This window comes from Streptomyces sp. NPDC031554, from assembly GCF_055580685.1.
In genome coordinates, this window is sequence record NZ_JBVIKX010000006.1 from 300,182 (window position 1) to 318,206 (window position 18,025).

General features: G+C 73.6%; 14 protein-coding genes and 1 tRNA gene. 9 read left to right on the forward strand and 6 right to left on the reverse strand.

The genetic code is table 11. The annotated features are described in order from the left end of the window. Positions 1-116: 116 nt before the first annotated feature. Complete coding sequence (locus ACZ5FU_RS18675; protein ID WP_469045552.1) at positions 117-1,172, reverse strand: LLM class F420-dependent oxidoreductase; 1,056 nt, start codon at positions 1,170-1,172, stop codon at positions 117-119. Positions 1,173-1,370: 198 nt separating this feature from the next. Here ACZ5FU_RS18675 and ACZ5FU_RS18680 point away from each other — a divergent pair, with 198 nt between their 5' ends. Both ACZ5FU_RS18680 and ACZ5FU_RS18685 read left to right on the forward strand, forming a co-directional pair. Beyond that, on the forward strand, positions 1,371-2,357 hold the full coding sequence (locus tag ACZ5FU_RS18680) for an aldo/keto reductase (protein WP_468646644.1): 987 nt from the start codon (positions 1,371-1,373) through the stop codon (positions 2,355-2,357). Further along, a complete protein-coding gene (locus ACZ5FU_RS18685) occupies positions 2,354-4,618 on the forward strand; it encodes a helix-hairpin-helix domain-containing protein (protein WP_468646645.1) in 2,265 nt (754 codons plus the stop codon). Before ACZ5FU_RS18680 ends, ACZ5FU_RS18685 begins: the two co-directional genes overlap by 4 nt. A gap of 127 nt (positions 4,619-4,745) precedes the next feature. Here ACZ5FU_RS18685 and ACZ5FU_RS18690 read toward each other — a convergent pair whose 3' ends face one another. Then, positions 4,746-5,474: a hypothetical protein gene (locus tag ACZ5FU_RS18690; RefSeq protein ID WP_451527878.1), complete on the reverse strand. Its 729-nt coding sequence runs from the start codon at positions 5,472-5,474 to the stop codon at positions 4,746-4,748. 47 nt (positions 5,475-5,521) lie between these two features. Between ACZ5FU_RS18690 and ACZ5FU_RS18695 the strand changes: the two genes are divergently transcribed. Further along, positions 5,522-5,710 carry a DUF5703 family protein gene (locus ACZ5FU_RS18695; RefSeq protein WP_326788735.1) on the forward strand — a complete coding sequence of 63 codons (189 nt, stop codon included), beginning with the start codon at positions 5,522-5,524 and terminating at the stop codon, positions 5,708-5,710. 71 nt (positions 5,711-5,781) lie between these two features. Here ACZ5FU_RS18695 and ACZ5FU_RS18700 read toward each other — a convergent pair whose 3' ends face one another. From ACZ5FU_RS18700 to ACZ5FU_RS18710, 3 genes are all read right to left on the reverse strand, one after another. Next, positions 5,782-6,603, reverse strand: a complete 822-nt coding sequence (locus ACZ5FU_RS18700; RefSeq protein WP_451527877.1) for a chaplin — start codon at positions 6,601-6,603, stop codon at positions 5,782-5,784. A 206-nt stretch (positions 6,604-6,809) separates the two neighbouring features. Continuing rightward, positions 6,810-7,043 carry a chaplin ChpH gene (chpH, locus tag ACZ5FU_RS18705; protein ID WP_451527876.1) on the reverse strand — a complete coding sequence of 78 codons (234 nt, stop codon included), beginning with the start codon at positions 7,041-7,043 and terminating at the stop codon, positions 6,810-6,812. A 142-nt stretch (positions 7,044-7,185) separates the two neighbouring features. Beyond that, positions 7,186-8,514: a M20/M25/M40 family metallo-hydrolase gene (locus tag ACZ5FU_RS18710; protein ID WP_451527875.1), complete on the reverse strand. Its 1,329-nt coding sequence runs from the start codon at positions 8,512-8,514 to the stop codon at positions 7,186-7,188. A 224-nt stretch (positions 8,515-8,738) separates the two neighbouring features. Between ACZ5FU_RS18710 and ACZ5FU_RS18715 the strand changes: the two genes are divergently transcribed. From ACZ5FU_RS18715 to ACZ5FU_RS18730, 4 genes are all read left to right on the forward strand, one after another. Continuing rightward, positions 8,739-8,823, forward strand: a tRNA-Leu gene (locus ACZ5FU_RS18715). Between the two features lie 272 nt (positions 8,824-9,095). Next, positions 9,096-12,950, forward strand: coding sequence for a Pls/PosA family non-ribosomal peptide synthetase (locus ACZ5FU_RS18720; protein ID WP_451779679.1), 3,855 nt, complete (start codon positions 9,096-9,098; stop codon positions 12,948-12,950). 74 nt (positions 12,951-13,024) lie between these two features. Beyond that, on the forward strand, positions 13,025-14,371 hold the full coding sequence (locus ACZ5FU_RS18725) for a M1 family metallopeptidase (RefSeq protein ID WP_451779676.1): 1,347 nt from the start codon (positions 13,025-13,027) through the stop codon (positions 14,369-14,371). A 229-nt stretch (positions 14,372-14,600) separates the two neighbouring features. Then, positions 14,601-14,975, forward strand: a complete 375-nt coding sequence (locus tag ACZ5FU_RS18730; protein ID WP_451527872.1) for a YchJ family protein — start codon at positions 14,601-14,603, stop codon at positions 14,973-14,975. A 40-nt stretch (positions 14,976-15,015) separates the two neighbouring features. Here the strand turns inward: ACZ5FU_RS18730 and ACZ5FU_RS18735 are convergent, their stop codons facing one another. Continuing rightward, a complete protein-coding gene (locus ACZ5FU_RS18735; protein WP_451779674.1) occupies positions 15,016-15,717 on the reverse strand; it encodes a FadR/GntR family transcriptional regulator in 702 nt (233 codons plus the stop codon). Between the two features lie 130 nt (positions 15,718-15,847). Here ACZ5FU_RS18735 and ACZ5FU_RS18740 point away from each other — a divergent pair, with 130 nt between their 5' ends. Then, complete coding sequence (locus tag ACZ5FU_RS18740) at positions 15,848-16,366, forward strand: gluconokinase (RefSeq protein ID WP_451527870.1); 519 nt, start codon at positions 15,848-15,850, stop codon at positions 16,364-16,366. A gap of 95 nt (positions 16,367-16,461) precedes the next feature. Beyond that, on the forward strand, positions 16,462-17,859 hold the full coding sequence (locus tag ACZ5FU_RS18745; protein WP_451527869.1) for a GntT/GntP/DsdX family permease: 1,398 nt from the start codon (positions 16,462-16,464) through the stop codon (positions 17,857-17,859). Positions 17,860-18,025: the final 166 nt, after the last annotated feature.

Sequence of the window (18,025 nt, forward strand, 5' to 3'; positions counted from 1 at the left end):
CGGGGCGTTGTTCCCCGTGACGGCCGTGGCGGGGAAGACCCCCGAGCCCCCACCACGGCCGCTGACTTCTTTCCCGCTCGTCCTCGCCGTGCCGGCGGGGCGGGGACCGGCCCGTGCTACGCCAGTCCGGCCAGCTCCAGCGCCTCGGCGCCCGCCCGCAGCGAGGCGAGCCGCTCGTCGAGCGTGAAGCCGGCGGGGGCGAGGGTGAGGGTGGTGACGCCGGCCGCCGCATAGGCCTTCATCCGGTCGGCGATGCGCTCCGTGGAGCCCAGCAGCGTGGTCCGGTCGATCAGCTCGTGCGGAACGGCCGCCGCGGCGCCCTGCTTGTCCCCGGAGAGGTACTTGTCCTGGATCTCGTCCGCGGCCTGCTCGTAGCCCATGCGCCGGGCGAGCTGGTTGTAGAAGTTCTGCTTGCGGCTGCCCATCCCGCCGACGTAGAGCGCCGTGTAGGGCCGGAAGGTGTCGGCGAGCCGCTCGACGTCGTCGTCGGCGCCGACGGCCAGCGGCAGCGTCGGGCAGACGTCGAAGCCGTCCAGCGTCTTGCCGGCCTTCTCGCGCCCCGCGCGCAGGTGCTTGATCGCGGTGTCCTCGATGTGGTCGGCGGACGGGAAGATCAGCAGGGCGCCGTCGGCGATCTCACCGGTCTGCTCCAGGTTCTTCGGGCCGATCGCGGCGATGTAGAGCGGGATGTGCTCGCGCTCCGGGTGCACGGTCAGCTTGATCGGCTTGCCGGGCCCGCCCGGCAGCGGCAGCGTCCAGTGCTCGCCCTCGTACGACAGCCGCTCGCGCGTCATCGCCTTGCGGACGATCTCGACGTACTCGCGCGTGCGGGACAGCGGCTTGTCGAACTTGACGCCGTACCAGCCCTCGGAGACCTGCGGGCCCGAGACGCCGAGGCCGAGGCGGAAGCGGCCGCCGGACAACGAGTCGAGGGTGGCGGCGGTCATGGCGGTCATCGCCGGCTGGCGGGCCGGGATCTGGAAGATGGCGGAGCCGACGTCGATGCGCTCGGTCTGGGCGGCGACCCAGCTGAGCACGGTGGCGGCGTCCGAGCCGTAGGCCTCCGCGGCCCAGCAGACCACGTATCCCAGCCGGTCGGCCTCCTGTGCCACGGCCAGGTTGTCCCCGTCCATTCCGGCACCCCAGTAGCCGAGGTTGATCCCGAGCTGCATGGCCGATTCCCCTTACTGATCGGTAACGACGCTGTTGCGGAGACAGTAGCGCGGGGGCGGCCCCGGGGGAGGCCGGTGTGGCGAGGGTCGCGGCGGCCCGCGGGGCCCCCGGCCTGCCCGAACCGGTCCCGGCCCGCCCGGGACTCCGTTGTCCACAGGCGACCCACGGCCCAGTTCCGGCCAGTAATCTCGGCGTCCATGGAGCAGAGGCATCTCGGTCGCACCGGACTGCGTGTGTCCCGCATCGGGCTCGGCACCCTGACCTGGGGCCGTGACACCGACGAGCACGACGCGGCGGACCTCTTGAAGACGTTCTGGGAGGCGGGCGGCACCCTCGTCGACACGGCGGACGTGTACGGCGACGGGGAGGCCGAATACCTGCTGGGGCGGCTCATGGAGGGCCTGGTGCCGCGCCGGGACCTGATCGTCTCCACGAAGGCCGGCAGCGTGCCCGGCCCGGACCGGCACTTCGACGGCTCCCGCGGTCACCTCCTCGCGGCCCTGGACGCCTCGCTCGCCCGGCTCGGCACGGACCACGTCGACGTGTGGCACGTGCACGCCTTCGACCCCGGCACCCCGCTGGAGGAGACCCTCCAGGCCCTCGACATCGCGGTCTCCAGCGGTCGCGCCCGCTATGCCGGCGTCTCCAACTTCTGCGGCTGGCAGCTCGCCAAGGCCGCCACCTGGCAGCTGGCGGCACCGGGCGCGCGCACCCGGCTGGCCGGCACGCAGATGGAGTACTCCCTGCTCCAGCGTGGTGTGGAGCGCGAGGTGCTGCCGGCCGCGCTGGACCTGGGCATCGGTCTGCTGCCCTCCTCCCCGCTCGGCCGGGGCGTCCTCACCGGCAAGTACCGCGGCGACGCCCTGCCGCCGGACTCCCGCGCCGCCTCCGGCCACTTCGCGCCGTTCGTCGAGCCCTACCTCGACGACACCGCGAGTCGCATCGTGGACGCCGTGGCGACCGCGGCGGACGGGCTCGCGGTGAGCCCGCTCCAGGTCGCCCTCGCCTGGGTCCGCGACCGGCCCGGAGTGACCGCCCCGATCGTCGGCGCGCGCAACGCGCGGCAGCTCACGGCGGCATTGTCAGTGGAGGCCCTTAGTCTTCCTGACGAGATCTGCCGGGCGCTCGACGACGTGTCGGCGCCCGTGCACCGCTATCCCGATCACGACTGGAGCACGCTGTGAGCACGGAGCCGGAGCCCCCCAGCACCACGGAGAACACCGGGCCGGGCACCCCGGACGACGCCCCGCCCGCCGAGGGCTCACCGCAGGCCGGCTCCGCGGCGGCCGACGCCACCGTGCCGGGGTCCGACGGCGTCACCGTGCCGGAGTCCGCGACCGAGGAGTCCGCGACCGAGGAGTCCGCCCGGAAGCTGTCCGAGGCCGAGGCCGAACTCGCCGCCCAGAAGCTGGAGCGTGAGCGGATCGAGCGGCGCAAGGCGGAGAAGCAGGGTCCCGTCCCCGCCGGGGCCAAGCTGAGCGGCAGGGCGGCCGACCTCCTCGCGGCCGTACGGGCGGTGGAGGGTGGGGAGAAGCCCGCGGCCACCGTGTTCGCCGATCCGGAACCCGCCCCGCGTCCCACCGCGCCGGAGCCCGTGCGACGCCCGCAGCCGGTGGCCGCGGCGCCCGTCGCCACCGCGCCGGCACCGGACGCCGTCGAGGCCGTACGGCGGGTGCTGGCCGGTGGCGGTGCTCCCGAGGCGCTGGCGGCGCGGGCCTGCGAGGCTCTCGGCGAGGGGGCCGCGCAGGCCCTGGAGGAGGACCCCTGGCAGCTGCTGCGCGTCCCCGGCGTGCGGCCCGAGCAGGCGGACGGCTTCGCGCGGGCGCTGCTCGGCGCGGAGTGCGCCCCGGACGACGAGCGGCGGGGCCAGGCGGTGACCGTCTGGCTGCTGGAGCAGGCGGCCCTGGCCGGGCACACCGCGCTGGAACTGCCGACGCTGACGGCGGTGCTGGCCCGGCAGGGGGTCCCGGACGCGGACGCGGCCGTGCAGAGCACCCTGGCCGAGGGCGAGGCCCTCGCCTTCCACGACGCCCTGGAGGAGCCCGGCGCCACCGCGGCCCCGGTGGCCGCGGACGAGAAGCACGAGGAGGACGGCGAGGACGGCGGGGAGGAGACCGGCCCGGTCCGGGTCCTCGTCGGTCTCGAGCGGTACGCGCTCGCGGAGGAGAGCCTCGCCGACGGTCTGGCCCGCGTGGCCAACGCCCCGGCCGAGGAGACCCCGACGCGGTGGGAGTCCGCCGCCGCCCGGGCGTCCGGCAGTACGGCCGAGCTGATCCGCGCGGTCGCCGGGCACGGCCTCGTCGTGCACACCGGCGGCGAGGCGGCGCGCGCCGAACCGGCCGCCCTGCTCGCCGCCGCCCGGTCCCTGGGGGTGCGTGCGTTCGCCGCCTGCCACACACCGGACGGACGGCGTCGGCTGGCGGCGCACCTGAACGCGGTGCACACGGCGGACACGGCGGACGAGAGGGACACGGCGAAGGAGGGGGACGGCTCCGTCGTCACCCTCGCCGGACTGCTGTCCGGCGCCGAGGGTCCCGGCCGGGACGCCGAGGGCGCCTTCGCCCTCGACCTGCTGATCCTGCTGGACGCGCCGCAGCTGGATGTGGAGACCGCCGCGATGGTGGTGGAATCGCTCCCGGACGGCGCCCGGCTGGTGCTCAGCGGCGACCCCGCGCTGCTGTGGTCGGCCGGGCCGGGCCGGGTCTTCGCCGATCTCCTCGCCGCCCGGGTGTGCCCGCAGGTCGCCTCCCGCGTCCCGGACCCGGGGCCGCTCGGCGAGCTGGTCTCCGGGGTGGGCGTCGGTGAGCTGAACCAGGTCGAGGCGCCCGGCAAGGAGATCGTGATCGTGCCGGTTCGGGACGCCGGCGAGGCCGTGCACCGCACGGTGCAGCTCGTCTCGGACTCCGTGCCGCGGGCCTTCGGCGTCACCGCCAGGGAGACGGTGGTCGTCACCCCGGGTCATGGCGGCGCGGCCGGCACCCGCGCGCTGAACGCGGCGCTGAAGGAGCGTCTCAACCCCGGCCCCGGCCGGTTCGGCGGCTTCGACCCCGGTGACCGGATCGCCTACTCCCCCGTTCCGGGCCGTACGGTGACGGGCCAGGTGGTGACGGCCGACGCGGAGGGGCTGCACCTGTCCTTGGCCGGTGCGACCGTGGTCGTGCCGAAGGAGCGGGTGGAGCACTGCGTCCGGCACGGATGGGCGCTCACGGCGCACCAGGCGGTGGGCAGCCGGTGGCCGGCGGCGGTCGTGGTGCTGCCCGGTGACGCCGCGCAGGTCCTGTCCCGCCCCTGGGTCTGCACGGCCTTCGGCCGGGCGGAGCGCCACCTGTCCGTGGTCCACGGGGTCGAGCAGGCGCTGCCCCGAGCGGTCGCCGAGGTCACGGCGAAGCCCCGCACGACCCGGTTGCCGGCCCTGCTGCGCGCGCAGGTCCCGGCGGCGGGCTGACGTCGCGAAGCGCTGACGTCGCGAAGCGCTGACGTCGCGAAGACGTGGGACGGCGGCGGTCACGGCCGGGGAGCGACTCCCCGCCGTGACCGCCGCCGTCCCCGCGGGGGCCGACGCGGCCGTTCCGCTAGCGGTCGGCCCGCTCGGCGTCGAAGGGCTCCAGATCGCCTTCCTCCGCCGCCTCGTCGTCCTCGTCCTCCGCTTCCTCTTCCTCGTCGTCCGTCAGTTCGTCCTCGATGTCGTCGTCGATGTCGTCGTCGAAGACGGAGCTGACGTCGAAGCGGCACACCACCTGCTGCGGATCCGGCTGCTCGAAGGGCGTCTCCAGCCATTCGCCCGGCTCGGCGGGTTCGTCGGCCGCCAGCACCCACAGCGTGGAGTCGCCCTCCTCCAGGCCGAACTCCTTGTGCCGGGAGGCGATCTCGTCGGGTTCGAACTCGCCGAAGAGCAGTCCCAGCGCGCCGTGGACGGTCCCGGAGGCCTCCGTGTCCGCGCCGTCCTCGAACTCGGCCGCCTCGACCCGCCGGGCCTGCGCCAGCAGCCGCTGCGGTTCGGCCACCGCGTAGTCGCGGCGGATCAGGACGCTCAGGGCGTTGGGCTCCTCGGGTCCCGCGTAGGGCGGCAGCGAGTCGTCGGCGCCGGGGATCTCGAAGGGGGTGACCTCGTCGTAACGGTCGTAGAGCAGTTCGTCGTACGCCTCCGCGGCAGCGGCCAGCTCGTTGAACGCCTCGTAGACGGCCGGGTCGTCCTCACCCGTCCGGCGTTCGACCGCCGCAAGGTGGCGGTCGAGCGCGGTCTTGACCGCCTCGGCGGCGGCGCGTACCTCGGCAGCGGTGGGCTGCGCAGCATCAGACATAGTGCAGACGCTATCCGTACCGGGCCCCAGCCCGCACAATAGATGCGATGCCGGAATACGAATTTGTCGACGTCTACGTACCGCGCGGGGTTTCCCGCAAGGACACGACACGTCTGCTGACCGACCATGCGGAGTACGGACACTGGGAGTTGGACCGTCTGAGCCTGCTGCGGGACGGCAGCCGCCGCGTGCGGCTGCGCCGGCGCATCATCCGCCAGGTACGCGCCACGTGGTGAACCGGTGACGACGGAAACGGAGCGGGCCCCGCCGAGGCGGGGCCCGCTCCGTTGTGCGGTGCCGGAGGCCGTCAGGCCGAGGCGCGCGCCTTGCGGTAGAGGACCGCGCCCGCGAGCAGCGCGCCGGCGCCGGCCGGGAGCGCGAGGCCCAGCGGCAGTCCGCTGCCGGTCTCCGCGAGCTGCGGGGAGTGGACGGAGGAGTGTCCCACCGGGGTCACGTGACCCGGCTTGGCGGGGGTGACCTCGTCCTGGGGGTGGCCGGGCTTGCCCTTGTCCGGTGTGTCGGGCGTCTCCTCCTCGCCGGGAGGCGTGCCGTAGTCGCGGCCGGGGCCGCTGTCGTTGACACACTCGTTGTCCAGGGACGGGTTGAGGATTCCGACGACGTCGACGCTGTTGCCGCACACGTTGACCGGCAGGTCGATCGGCACCTGGACGTTGTTGCCGGAGCCGACGCCGGGCGAACCGGACGTGTGGCCGTCCGCCTGCGCGCCGCCCCGGCCGGCGTGCGAGCCCGGGTCGCCGTACGAGCCGGAGCCGCCGTGGCGGCCGGAGCCGGCGTGCGAGCCCGAGCCGCCGTGGCCGCCGCCGTTCCCGGCGTGGCTACCGCCGCCGTTCCTGTGCCCGCCGCTCTTGTCACCGTCGTGTCCCGTGCTCCGGTTGGCGCAGGAGTTGCCGACCGCCGGGTTGAGGATCCCGACGACGTCGACGGTGTTGCCGCAGACGTTGACCGGCACGTGCACCGGCGCCTGGATGTTGTTGCCGGACAGGACGCCGGGCGAGTCGGAGGCGTAGCCGCTCGCGCCGGAGTCGGCGTGGGCGTAGCCCCCGGCGGCGGCGATCACTCCTGTCGCCGCGGCGACGGTCATGAGGCTTTTACGGGTGGCCTGTCGCATTACTGAATCCCTGCTTTCGATCTCGTCCCGAATCGCTCGCATCCTTCCAGCTTCGCGAGCCCTCCGGGCACTACGACTTCTTCGGCTTTCTTTTCTCATGTCATTCGGATTTCGCACAAATGCCAGGAGAAAAGACCGGTCGGCCCCGGAGCACACGGTGTGCGCTCCGGAGCCGACGGCGTGGACGCCCCCTCAGCGAGTCGACGTCACTTGTTGATGCAGACGTTGCCGAAGGCGGGGTTCAGCAGCCCGATCACCGAGATCGTGTTGCCGCAGACGTTCACGGGGACGTGGACGGGCACCTGGACCACGTTGCCGGAGGCGACGCCCGGGGAGTGCACGGCGGCACCCTGGGCACCCGAATCGGCGACGGCCATGCCCGCGCCCGCCAGAACCAGACCACCGGTGGCAGCCGCAGCAGCAACGACCTTCTTGAGCATTATTCCTCCTTGTTGGCAATGCGACCCCAAGCAACGGGTCGCATCAGCAGTAACGACGAGGAAGTAATGGGGCTACGTGCTTATCGGCGCATTCACTCTTTCCAGTCGCTCCCGTACACGCTGCCGAATAGCGGGGTGCCGTTCAGGAGGCGTCGAGGAAGCGGTCGAGCACGCGGACGCCGAACCGGAGGCCGTCCACGGGCACGCGCTCGTCGACGCCGTGGAACATGCCGGCGAAGTCCAGCTCCGGCGGCAGCTTCAGCGGCGCGAAGCCGAAGCCGCGGATGCCGAGGTCGTCGAAGGACTTGGCGTCGGTGCCGCCGGAGAGCATGTAGGGGACCGCCTTGGCGGTGGGGTCCTCGGCGAGCAGCGCGGACTGCATGGCCTCGACCAGGGGCCCGTCGAAGGAGGTCTCCAGGGCCTTGTCGGAGTGCACGTCCTCACGGCGCACGTGGGGGCCGAGGATCCGGTCGAGGTCGGCGAGGAACTCCTCCTCGTGTCCCGGCAGGAAGCGCCCGTCGACGTGGGCGGTGGCCTCGCCGGGGATGACGTTGACCTTGTAACCGGCGTTCAGCTGGGTGGGGTTGGCCGTGTTGCTCAGGGTCGCGCCGATCAGCTTGGCGATGCCGCCGAGCCGGGCGAGGGTGGACTCCATGTCCTCCGGGTCCAGCGGGGTGCCGAGCGCGTCGCCCAGTTCGTCGAGGAAGGCCCGGGTGGTCTTGGTGACCCGTACCGGGAAGGTGTGGCGGCCGAGCCGGGCCACGGCCTCGGACAGCTCCGTGATCGCGTTGTCCCGGTGGATCATCGAGCCGTGCCCGGCGGTGCCGGCCACCGCCAGCTTCATCCAGTGCATGCCCTTCTCGGCCGTCTGGATCAGGTAGAGCCGGCGCTCCTCGCTCACCGTGAAGGAGAACCCGCCCACCTCGCTGATCGCCTCGGTGACGCCCTCGAAGAGGTCGGGGTGACGGTCGACGAGGTGCCGGGCGCCGTAGGTGCCGCCCGCCTCCTCGTCGGCGAGGAAGGCGAGGACCACGTCGCGCGGCGGCCTGCGTCCGGAGCGCAGCCGGTCGCGGACGACCGCCAGGGTCATCGCGTCCATGTCCTTCATGTCGACCGCGCCCCGGCCCCACACGCACCCGTCGGCGACCTCTCCGGAGAAGGGGTCGTGGGTCCAGTCGGCCGCGTTGGCGGGGACGACGTCGAGATGGCCGTGGATGAGGAGCGCGGGCCGCGAGGGGTCCGTGCCCTCGATGCGGGCCACGGTGGAGGCGCGCCCCGGGTGGGACTCGTAGATCTTCGGTTCCAGCCCGACCTCGGCGAGCTTCTCGGCGACGTACTCGGCCGCCTTGCGCTCGCCCGGACCCGAGTGGTCGCCGTAGTTGCTGGTGTCGAACCGGATCAGCTCGCGGCAGAGGTCCACGACCTCGTCCTCGCCGGTGACGCCCCTGGCCGTGTCGTCCGTCGCGCTCACGCTGCTTCCTCCCGCTGTCGCTGCTGGTGGTTCCCCTCATCCTCCCCCTCCCCCGCGCCCGCGCCCAAGACCGGTCCCGGCCCGTCACACGCCGTTCACGCCGTTCACGCCGGATGCGGCGGGCGGCGGGCGGCGGGCGGCGGGCGGGCCGTGATCGGGCACCCCGGAAAGCCTGGTAATGTTTACGACGTCACCGCGGGGGAAACCCGCGCGAAAGACACCTTGTCCGGGTGGCGGAATGGCAGACGCGCTAGCTTGAGGTGCTAGTGCCCTTTATCGGGCGTGGGGGTTCAAGTCCCCCCTCGGACACGCGAGATGGGTGAGGGCCCCGACCGTCAGGTCGGGGCCCTCACCCGTTGCTGTGGGGCATCTCTCCCTGGTTCGAAGATCGCCAGGTCACGGCGGTCCCGCCGCCCCCGGCGCGCCCCGTTCGGCGGTCCCGGCTGGCCGGCACAAGGGGGGCGAGCCTAGCGTCGTACTAAAATTTCCGGCTTGTTACGGGCTGGAGTCGGACAACCCCAGGCAGACCTGCGGGCCCGCCAGCGCCCCGGAGGGCTCCGGGAACGAGACGCGAGGTCCCGATGGCAGCCACAGACGAGAGCAGCGCTCTCGGCCTGCTCGACGAAGAGATCCGCGGACGGTTCGGCGACACGGCGCGTTTCTCGGGCGGCCCCGCCGCCTCCCCGCGCACCCTCGTGGACATCCTCGACGCGTCGGTGCGCTCGTACCCCGACGAGCCCGCCCTGGACGACGGCACCACGGCGCTGACCTACCGCGAGCTGGCCGTCGAGGTCGAGCGGCTGCGCCGCCGGCTGGCCGGTGCCGGGGTCGGTCTCGGCGACCGGGTGGGGGTCCGGGTGCCGTCGGGGACGAACGAGCTGTACGTGGCGATCCTCGCCGTGCTCGCCGCCGGGGCGGCCTACGTCCCCGTGGACGCCGAGGACCCCGACGAGCGGGCCGAGCTGGTGTTCGGGGAGGCCGGGGTCGGGGCCGTCGTCGGTGCCGGGCACGAGCTGACCGTGCACGGCCGCTCCGGGGCGCCGGCCGCGCGGCCCGGGGCCGGACACGACGCGTGGATCATCTTCACCTCCGGCTCCACCGGGAAGCCCAAGGGCGTCGCCGTCAGCCACCGCGGCGCCGCCGCGTTCGTGGACGCCGAGGCCGCGCTGTTCCTCACCGACGAGCCGATCGGGCCGGGCGACCGGGTGATGGCGGGGCTGTCCGTCGCCTTCGACGCCTCCTGCGAGGAGATGTGGCTGGCCTGGCGGTACGGCGCCTGTCTGGTGCCGGTGCCGCGGGCGCAGGTCAGGAGCGGTGCCGACCTCGGTCCCTGGCTGGTGGAGCAGGAGATCACCGTCGTCTCGACGGTGCCCACGCTCGCCGCGCTCTGGGAGCCCGAGACCCTCGACGACGTCCGTCTGCTGATCTTCGGCGGTGAGGCCTGTCCGCCCGACCTGGTGCAGCGGCTGGTGACCGAGGGGCGCGAGGTCTGGAACACGTACGGGCCGACCGAGGCGACCGTGGTGGCCTGTGCGGCGCTGATGGGCGGAGCGGAGCCGGTCCGCATCGGGCTGCCGCTGCGTGGCTGGGAGCTGGCCGTCGTGGACGAGGCCGGTGAGCCGGTGCCGATGGGCGGCAGCGGGCAGCTGGTGATCGGCGGTGTCGGACTCGCCCGGTACCTCGACGCCGGGAAGGACGCGGAGAAGTACGCGCCGCTGGAGTCGCTGGGCTGGGAGCGGGCGTACCGCAGCGGTGACCTCGTGCGGGCGGAGCCGGAGGGGCTGGTCTTCCTCGGGCGGGCCGACGAGCAGGTCAAGCTCGGCGGGCGGCGGATCGAGCTGGGCGAGGTCGACGCGGCGCTCCAGGCGCTGCCCGGGGTCGCGGGCGCGGCCGCCGCCGTGCGCACCGCGCGCGGCGGCAACCAGCTCCTCGTCGGGTACGTGGTCGCGGCGGACGGCTGGGACCGGGCCGCGGCCGTGGACCGGCTCCGTGCGGCGCTGCCCGCCGCGCTCGTGCCGCTGCTCGCGCCGGTGGCGGACCTGCCGACCCGGACGTCGGGCAAGGTCGACCGGGCCGCGCTGCCGTGGCCGCTGGAGGGCCTGGAGACGGGCGGGCCGGCCGAGCGGCTCCACGGCACCGAGGCCTGGCTCGCCGAGCAGTGGACGGCGGTCCTCGGCGTCCCGGTCGGCAGTGCCCGTGACGACTTCTTCGCGATCGGCGGCGGCAGTCTGACCGCCGCGCAGCTGACGACGCGACTGCGGACCCGGTACCCGAGCGCCGCCGTGCTCGACGTCTACCAGCGGCCGACGCTGCGCAAGCTGGCCCGGTACCTGGAGGAGTCCGCGCGCGGCGACGGTTCCCGGCGCACCGTAGCCCCGATGCCGCGTCGTGCGCAGCTGGCGCAGGTGCTGCTGCTCCTGCCGCTGTTCACGCTGCTGGGGCTGCGCTGGACGCTGGTCCTGGCCGCCGCGGGCAACGTCCTGCCCGCGTACGGATGGCTGCCGACCGCGCCCTGGTGGCTGGTGGTCGCGGGCGCGCTGCTGTTCTTCAGCCCGCCCGGCCGGCTCGCGCTCGGCGCGGGCGGGGCGCGGCTGCTGCTGCGGGGGGTGACGCCGGGCCGTCACCCGCGGGGCGGCGGGGTCCACCTGCGGCTGTGGGCCGCCGAGCGGCTCGTCGAGTTCAGCGGGGCGACCTCGCTGACCGGCTCCTGGCTGCAGCGGTACGCCCGCGCCCTCGGGGCGAGGATCGGTCCGGACGTGGACCTGCACGCGCTGCCGCCGGTCACCGGGATGCTCCGGCTGGGCCGGGGCGCGGCCGTCGAGTCCGAGGTGGACCTCTCCGGCTGGTGGCTGGACGGCGACCGGCTGGAGATCGGCCCGGTCAGGGTCGGCGCGCACGCCGTCGTCGGCACGCGCAGCATCCTCTTCCCGGGGGCCCGGGTCGGCAAGCGGGCCGAGGTGGCGCCGGGTTCGGCCGTCACCGGCCGGATCCCGACCGGGCAGCGCTGGGCGGGTGCGCCCGCGGTCAAGGTCGGCAAGGCCAAGCGCAACTGGCCGAAGGAACGGCCGGCGCGGAGCCGGCTGTGGCGGGCCCTGTACGGGGTCTCGGGGGCGGGGCTGACGCTGCTGCCGGTGTCGGCTGCCGGTGCCGCGCTGCTCGTGGCGTACCCCCTCGTCCCGCCGGACGCCCCGTTGCGGGGTGCCGCCCTGGCGCTGGTCCCGGCCACGCTCGCCTACGGGCTGGCGTACGCGCTGCTGCTCCTGGTCGCCGTGCGGCTGCTGAGCGTGGGGCTGCGGGAGGGCACGCATCCGACGCACGGCCGGATCGGCTGGCAGGCCTGGACGGTCACCCAGCTGATGGACCGCTCGCGCGAGACGCTCTTCCCGCTGTACGCCGGGCTGGCGACGCCGGTGTGGCTGCGGCTGCTCGGGATGCGGATCGGCAAGGGCGCCGAGGTGTCGACCGTCCTGGCGCTGCCCAGCCTGACCACGGTCGGCGAGGGCGCGTTCCTGGCCGACGACACGCTGACCGCGCCGTACGAGCTGGGGGGCGGCTGGGTGCGGATCGGGCGCGCGGAGATCGGGCGGCGGGCGTTCCTCGGGAACTCGGGGATGACCGCGCCGGGGCGGAGCGTGCCGGACGGCGGGCTCGTCGGGGTGCTGTCGGCGACGCCGAAGAAGGCGAAGAAGGGCAGCTCCTACCTGGGGCTGCCGCCGGTGAAGCTGCCGCGGGCGACGGCCGACGGCGACCGGAGCCGCACCTACGAGCCGCCGGCGCGGCTGCTGTGGGCGCGCGCGCTGGTGGAGCTGTGCCGGATCGTGCCGGTGTTCTGCTCGGCGGGTCTCGCGGTGCTGACCGTGGCCGCGCTGTGCGCGCTGGGGGCGTGGGCCCCCCTGCTGTCCGGGCCGGTGCTGCTCGGGGCGGGCGGGGCGGCGGCCCTGCTGTCGATCGTCGCGAAGTGGCTGCTGGTGGGGCGGCACCGCCGCGGGGAGCACCCGCTGTGGAGCGGTTTCGTGTGGCGCAACGAGCTGGCGGACACCTTCGTCGAGGTGGTGGCGGTGCCGTGGCTGGCCGGTCCGGTGGCGGGCACGCCGGTGCTGTCGGCGTGGCTGCGCGGGCTCGGCGCGCACATCGGCCGGGGCGTGTGGGTGGAGAGCTACTGGCTGCCGGAGGCGGACCTGGTGACGCTGGGGGACGCGGCCACGGTCAACCGGGGCTGCGTGCTCCAGACTCACCTCTTCCACGACCGGATCTTGCGGACGGATACTGTGGTCCTCCGTGAGGGTGCCACGCTGGGCCCTGGCGGGATCGTGCTGCCCGGCAGCACGGTCGGGGCCCGTACGACCCTGGGCCCCGCGTCGCTCGTGATGGCCGCGGAGTCCGTCCCGGACGACACCCGCTGGCTCGGCAACCCGATCGAGGCGTGGCGTCCCTGAACGCCGGCCGCTCGGAACCGGACGACGGGACACCGGCGGGGAGTGGCGGCACGGCGCAGGGAGCGGACGCGGCAGTGGCAGTTCAGCAGGCAGGCGGGGCGGACCCGTACTTCCCGGCCAACGGTGATTCCCGGTACCGGGTGCATCGCTACGAGCTCACGCTGGACTACCGGCCCGGGCCGAACCGGCTCGCGGGCACGGCCCGGATCAACGCGATAGCCGGCCGTTCGCCGCTCCCCGAGTTCCAGCTCAACCTCGCCGACTTCAAGATCGGCCGGGTGCGGGTGGACGGCCGGCCGGCGCACTACACGCACCGCGGCGGCAGGCTGCGCGTCCGGCCCGCCAAGGCGCTGCGGTCGGGGGCCGCGTTCACCGTGGAGGTGCACTGGGCGGGCAACCCCAAGCCGGTCAACAGCCCTTGGGGCGGGATCGGCTGGGAGGAGCTGGGCGACGGGGCGCTGGTGGCGAGCCAGCCCGTCGGGGCGCCGTCCTGGTACCCGTGCAACGACCGGCCCGCCGACAAGGCGTCGTACCAGATCTCGGTGACGACGCCGTCGGCGTACGCGGTGGTGGCGGGTGGCCGGCTGCTGACCCGGACGACGAAGGCGTCCACGACGACCTGGGTGTACGAGCAGTCGGCGCCGACGTCGAGCTATCTGGTCGGGCTGTCGATCGGCAAGTACCAGACCGTGCTGCTGGGCGACCCGGGGCTGGGCGGGGTGCCGCAGCACGGGCACATCCCGGCGGACCTGCTGCCGGAGTTCTCGCGGGACTTCGCGCGCCAGCCGGGCATGATGCACCTCTTCCAGCAGCTTTTCGGGCCCTACCCGTTCGACGAGTACGCGGTCGTGGTGACCGAGGAGGAACTCGACGTGCCCGTCGAGGCACAGGGGTTGTCGTTGTTCGGCGCCAACCACGTGGACGGGGCGCGGGGTTCGGAGCGGCTGGTGGCGCACGAGCTGGCGCACCAGTGGTTCGGCAACAGCGTGTCCATCGCCGACTGGCGGCACATCTGGCTGAACGAGGGCTTCGCCAAGTACGCGGAGTGGCTGTGGTCGGAGCGCTCGGGCGGGCGTACGGCGCAGCAACTGGCCCTCGCCGCGCACCGGTCGCTCTCCGCCCTGCCGCAGGACCTGAGGCTGGCCGACCCCGGCCGCAAGTCGATGTTCGACGACCGGCTCTACGAGCGGGGCGGGCTGACCGTGCACGCGCTGCGCTGCGCACTGGGCGACGAGGCGTTCTTCCGGATGCTGCGCGCCTGGCTCGGTCTGCACCGCGGCGGCGCGGTGACGACGGCGGCCTTCACGGCGCACGCGGCACGGTTCGCGGACGAGCCGCTGGACGACCTGTTCGACGCGTGGCTGTACGCGACGGCGCTGCCGCCGCTGCCGCGGGCCGGCACGCGGGCGGCCGTCCAGTGACCTGAGTCGAAGGTTTTCGGGTAGTTCTAGCGGGCTGCTCGGCGTGCCGGAGGCCGGACTCCAGCAGGCCGGGGCGGACCTGGCGGCCGCACCGCATCCGGTTGACGACCGCCCATCTGACGAAGAACTTCCGACTCGGGTCACTAGGGCATGTCCGGCCCTTCGCGTCGCGCGCCCGGCGGGAACGGTCGGACGCACCCCGGGGCGTGTTTCCCGCACAATGGCCGTCATGAGCACGCGTAACTGCCCCTGCGGGCTGTCCGGGACCTATGCGGAGTGCTGCGGCCGCTTCCACTCGGGCGCCGCCGCGCCGACCGCCGAGGCGTTGATGCGGTCGCGCTACAGCGCCTTCGTGAAGGGCGACGCGGGGTACCTGCTGCGGACCTGGCACCCGCGGACCCGGCCGGGGCGGCTGGACCTCGATCCGGGGACGCGGTGGACGGGGCTGGAGATCCTCGACACGGTCGACGGTTCCGCGTTCCACGCCACGGGGGTCGTGGAGTTCCGGGCCTCCTACCGGGGCGGGGCGCTGCGGGAGCGCAGCCGCTTCGAGCGGGTGGCGGGCGCCTGGGTGTACGTGGACGGGGAGTTCCCGGAGGGGTAGGGCCGCGCCGCCCGGGACGCGGGGCGGGTCGCGGGGTGCGTCACGGCGCCAGGATGTCGAGTTCCTGGAGCGCGCCGACGGTGATCTCGCGCGTCAGCCTCTCCGCGCGGTCCGCGTCGCGTTCGCGGACCGCCTCCGCGACCCGTACGTGCAGGGTGACGGCGGCCGGGTCGGGGTCCTCGAACATGACCTCGTGCTGGGTGCGGCCCGAGAGGACCTCCGCGACGACGTCCCCGAGGCGGGCGAACATCTCGTTGCCGGAGGCCGTGAGGATCACGCGGTGGAAGGCCACGTCGTGGAGGAGGTAGCCCTCCAGCCGGTGGCCGCGCGAGTTGGCCACCATGCCGAGCGCGCACTCGGTGAGTTCGGCGCACTGCTCCGCCGTGGCGTTGCGCGCCGCCAGGCCCGCCGCGACCGGTTCGATCGCCGAACGCAGGACGGTGAGGGAGCGCAGCTGGTGGGGGCGGTCGGCGCCGGCCAGCCGCCAGCGGATGACCTGCGGGTCGTAGACGTTCCACTCGGCCTTCGGGCGTACGGTCACGCCCACCCGGCGCCGCGACTCGACCAGGTGCATCGACTCCAGGACGCGGACCGCCTCACGCATCACGGAGCGTGAGACGTCGAAACGCTGGGCCAGTTCGTCGGTGCGCAGGACGCTGCCCGGAGGGTACTCACCCGCGGTGATGGCGGGGCCGAGGGTGTCGAGTACGCGGCCGTGCAGACCCCGGCCCGGAATGGTCATGCACTCAGCGTACGTGCCACGTCACGGAGTCGAAAAGTCAGACTTATTTGTCACAGGCTCTTGAATTCGTCGTACCTAATGGGTTTCAGTGTCGTCGACATCAGGTGTCGAGGAAGACAGCGAGGCAGAGATGCGTACCCCCCACGTCGTCGTGGTGATGGGCGTCGCCGGCACGGGCAAGACCACCATCGGTCCGCTGCTCGCCGCCCGGCTGGGCGTTCCCTACGCCGAGGGCGACGACTTCCACCCGCCGGCCAACATCGCCAAGATGTCGGCCGGCACCCCGCTCGACGACGACGACCGGGGTCCGTGGCTCGACGCCATCGGCGACTGGGCGCACGGGCGGGCCGGGCTGGGCGGGGTCGTCAGCTGCTCGGCGCTGAAGCGGTCGTACCGCGACCGGCTCAGGACCGCAGCCCCCGGGATCGTGTTCGTGCACCTCGCCGGTGACCGGGCGCTGATCGAGGACCGGATGGCGCACCGGCAGGGACACTTCATGCCGACCGCGCTGCTGGACTCCCAGTTCGCCACGCTCCAGCCGCTCGAAGCGGACGAGGCGGGGGTCGCGGTCGATGTGACCGGGACGCCCGAGGAGATCACCGAACGCGCCGCCCGGGCGCTCGACGGGCTTCCCGGCACCCGGCGGTAGCCGGCCCGCTCCCCCGGGCGGCCACCGCGGCAGCAGTACCCGCAACACCCCTCTCTCCCATCCCCGTAATCCCCGTAACGCGTAAGGGACCCCCCGTGACCAGACTCAGCGTCGAGATGCTGGCGGCGGACAGTGTCGAGCCGATCACCTCGGCCGGTCATGCCCAGCTGGGCATCGCCGTGCTGGCGGGCATCGCCGTCATCGTCCTGCTCATCACCAAGTTCAAGCTGCACGCCTTCCTGGCGCTGACCATCGGCTCGCTCGCGCTCGGCGCGTTCGCCGGGGCGCCGCTCGACAAGGCGATCGCCAGTTTCACCACCGGTCTCGGCGCCACGGTCGCCGGTGTGGGCGTGCTCATCGCGCTCGGCGCGATCCTCGGCCGGCTGCTCGCCGACTCCGGGGGCGCCGACAGAATCGTCGACACGATCCTCGCCAAGGCGGGCGGCCGGTCGATGCCGTGGGCGATGGTGCTGATCGCCTCGGTGATCGGGCTGCCCCTGTTCTTCGAGGTCGGCGTCGTCCTGCTGATCCCCGTCGTGCTGATGGTCGCCAAGCGCGGCAACTACTCGCTGATGCGCATCGGCATCCCGGCGCTGGCCGGTCTGTCCGTGATGCACGGCCTGGTCCCGCCGCACCCCGGCCCGCTGGTCGCGATCGACGCCGTGGACGCCAACCTGGGCGTGACGCTCGCGCTGGGCGTGCTGGTCGCCGTCCCGACGGTGATCATCGCCGGTCCGGTGTTCTCCCGGTACGCCGCCCGCTGGGTGGACGTCCAGGCCCCGGACCGGATGATCCCGCAGCGGCCCTCGGAGGACCTGGAGAAGCGTCCGGGCTTCGGGATCACCCTGGTGACGATCCTGCTGCCGGTCGTGATGATGCTGGCCAAGGCGCTCGTCGACATCGTCGTGGACGACCCCGGGAACACCGTGCAGCGCGTGTTCGACGTGGTCGGCTCCCCGCTGATCGCCCTGCTCACCGCCGTCGTCGTCGGCATGTTCACCCTCGGCCGGGCGGCCGGCTTCACCAAGGACCGGATCTCCTCCACGGTCGAGAAGTCCCTCGCGCCCATCGCCGGCGTCCTGCTGATCGTCGGCGCGGGCGGTGGCTTCAAGCAGACGCTGATCGACTCCGGCGTGGGCCGGATGGTCCTGGAGATCTCCGAGGACTGGTCGATCCCGGCCCTGCTGCTGGCCTGGCTGATCGCGGTGGCGATCCGACTGGCGACCGGCTCGGCGACCGTGGCGACGATCTCGGCGGCCGGCCTGGTCGCGCCGCTCGCCGCCGACATGTCGACCGCGCACACCGCCCTGCTGGTCCTGGCGATCGGCGCCGGCTCGCTGTTCTTCAGCCACGTCAACGACGCCGGCTTCTGGCTGGTGAAGGAGTACTTCGGCCTGAGCGTCGGCCAGAACATCAAGACCTGGTCGATCATGGAGACCATCATCTCGGTGGTCGCCGGCGGCCTGGTCCTGCTGCTCTCCCTGGTCATATAGACCGGTCGTACGGTCCCGCGGTCACACGGCCGCCCGGTCCCGCGGTCCCCAGGGCCGCGGGACCGAGGTCGTACAGGGCCGCGGGACCGGGGTCCTGCGGGCCCGCGGGACCGGTTCACCCGCTGTCGGCCTCGGCCTCGGCGGCGGCGACCGTGCGGTTCGTAGT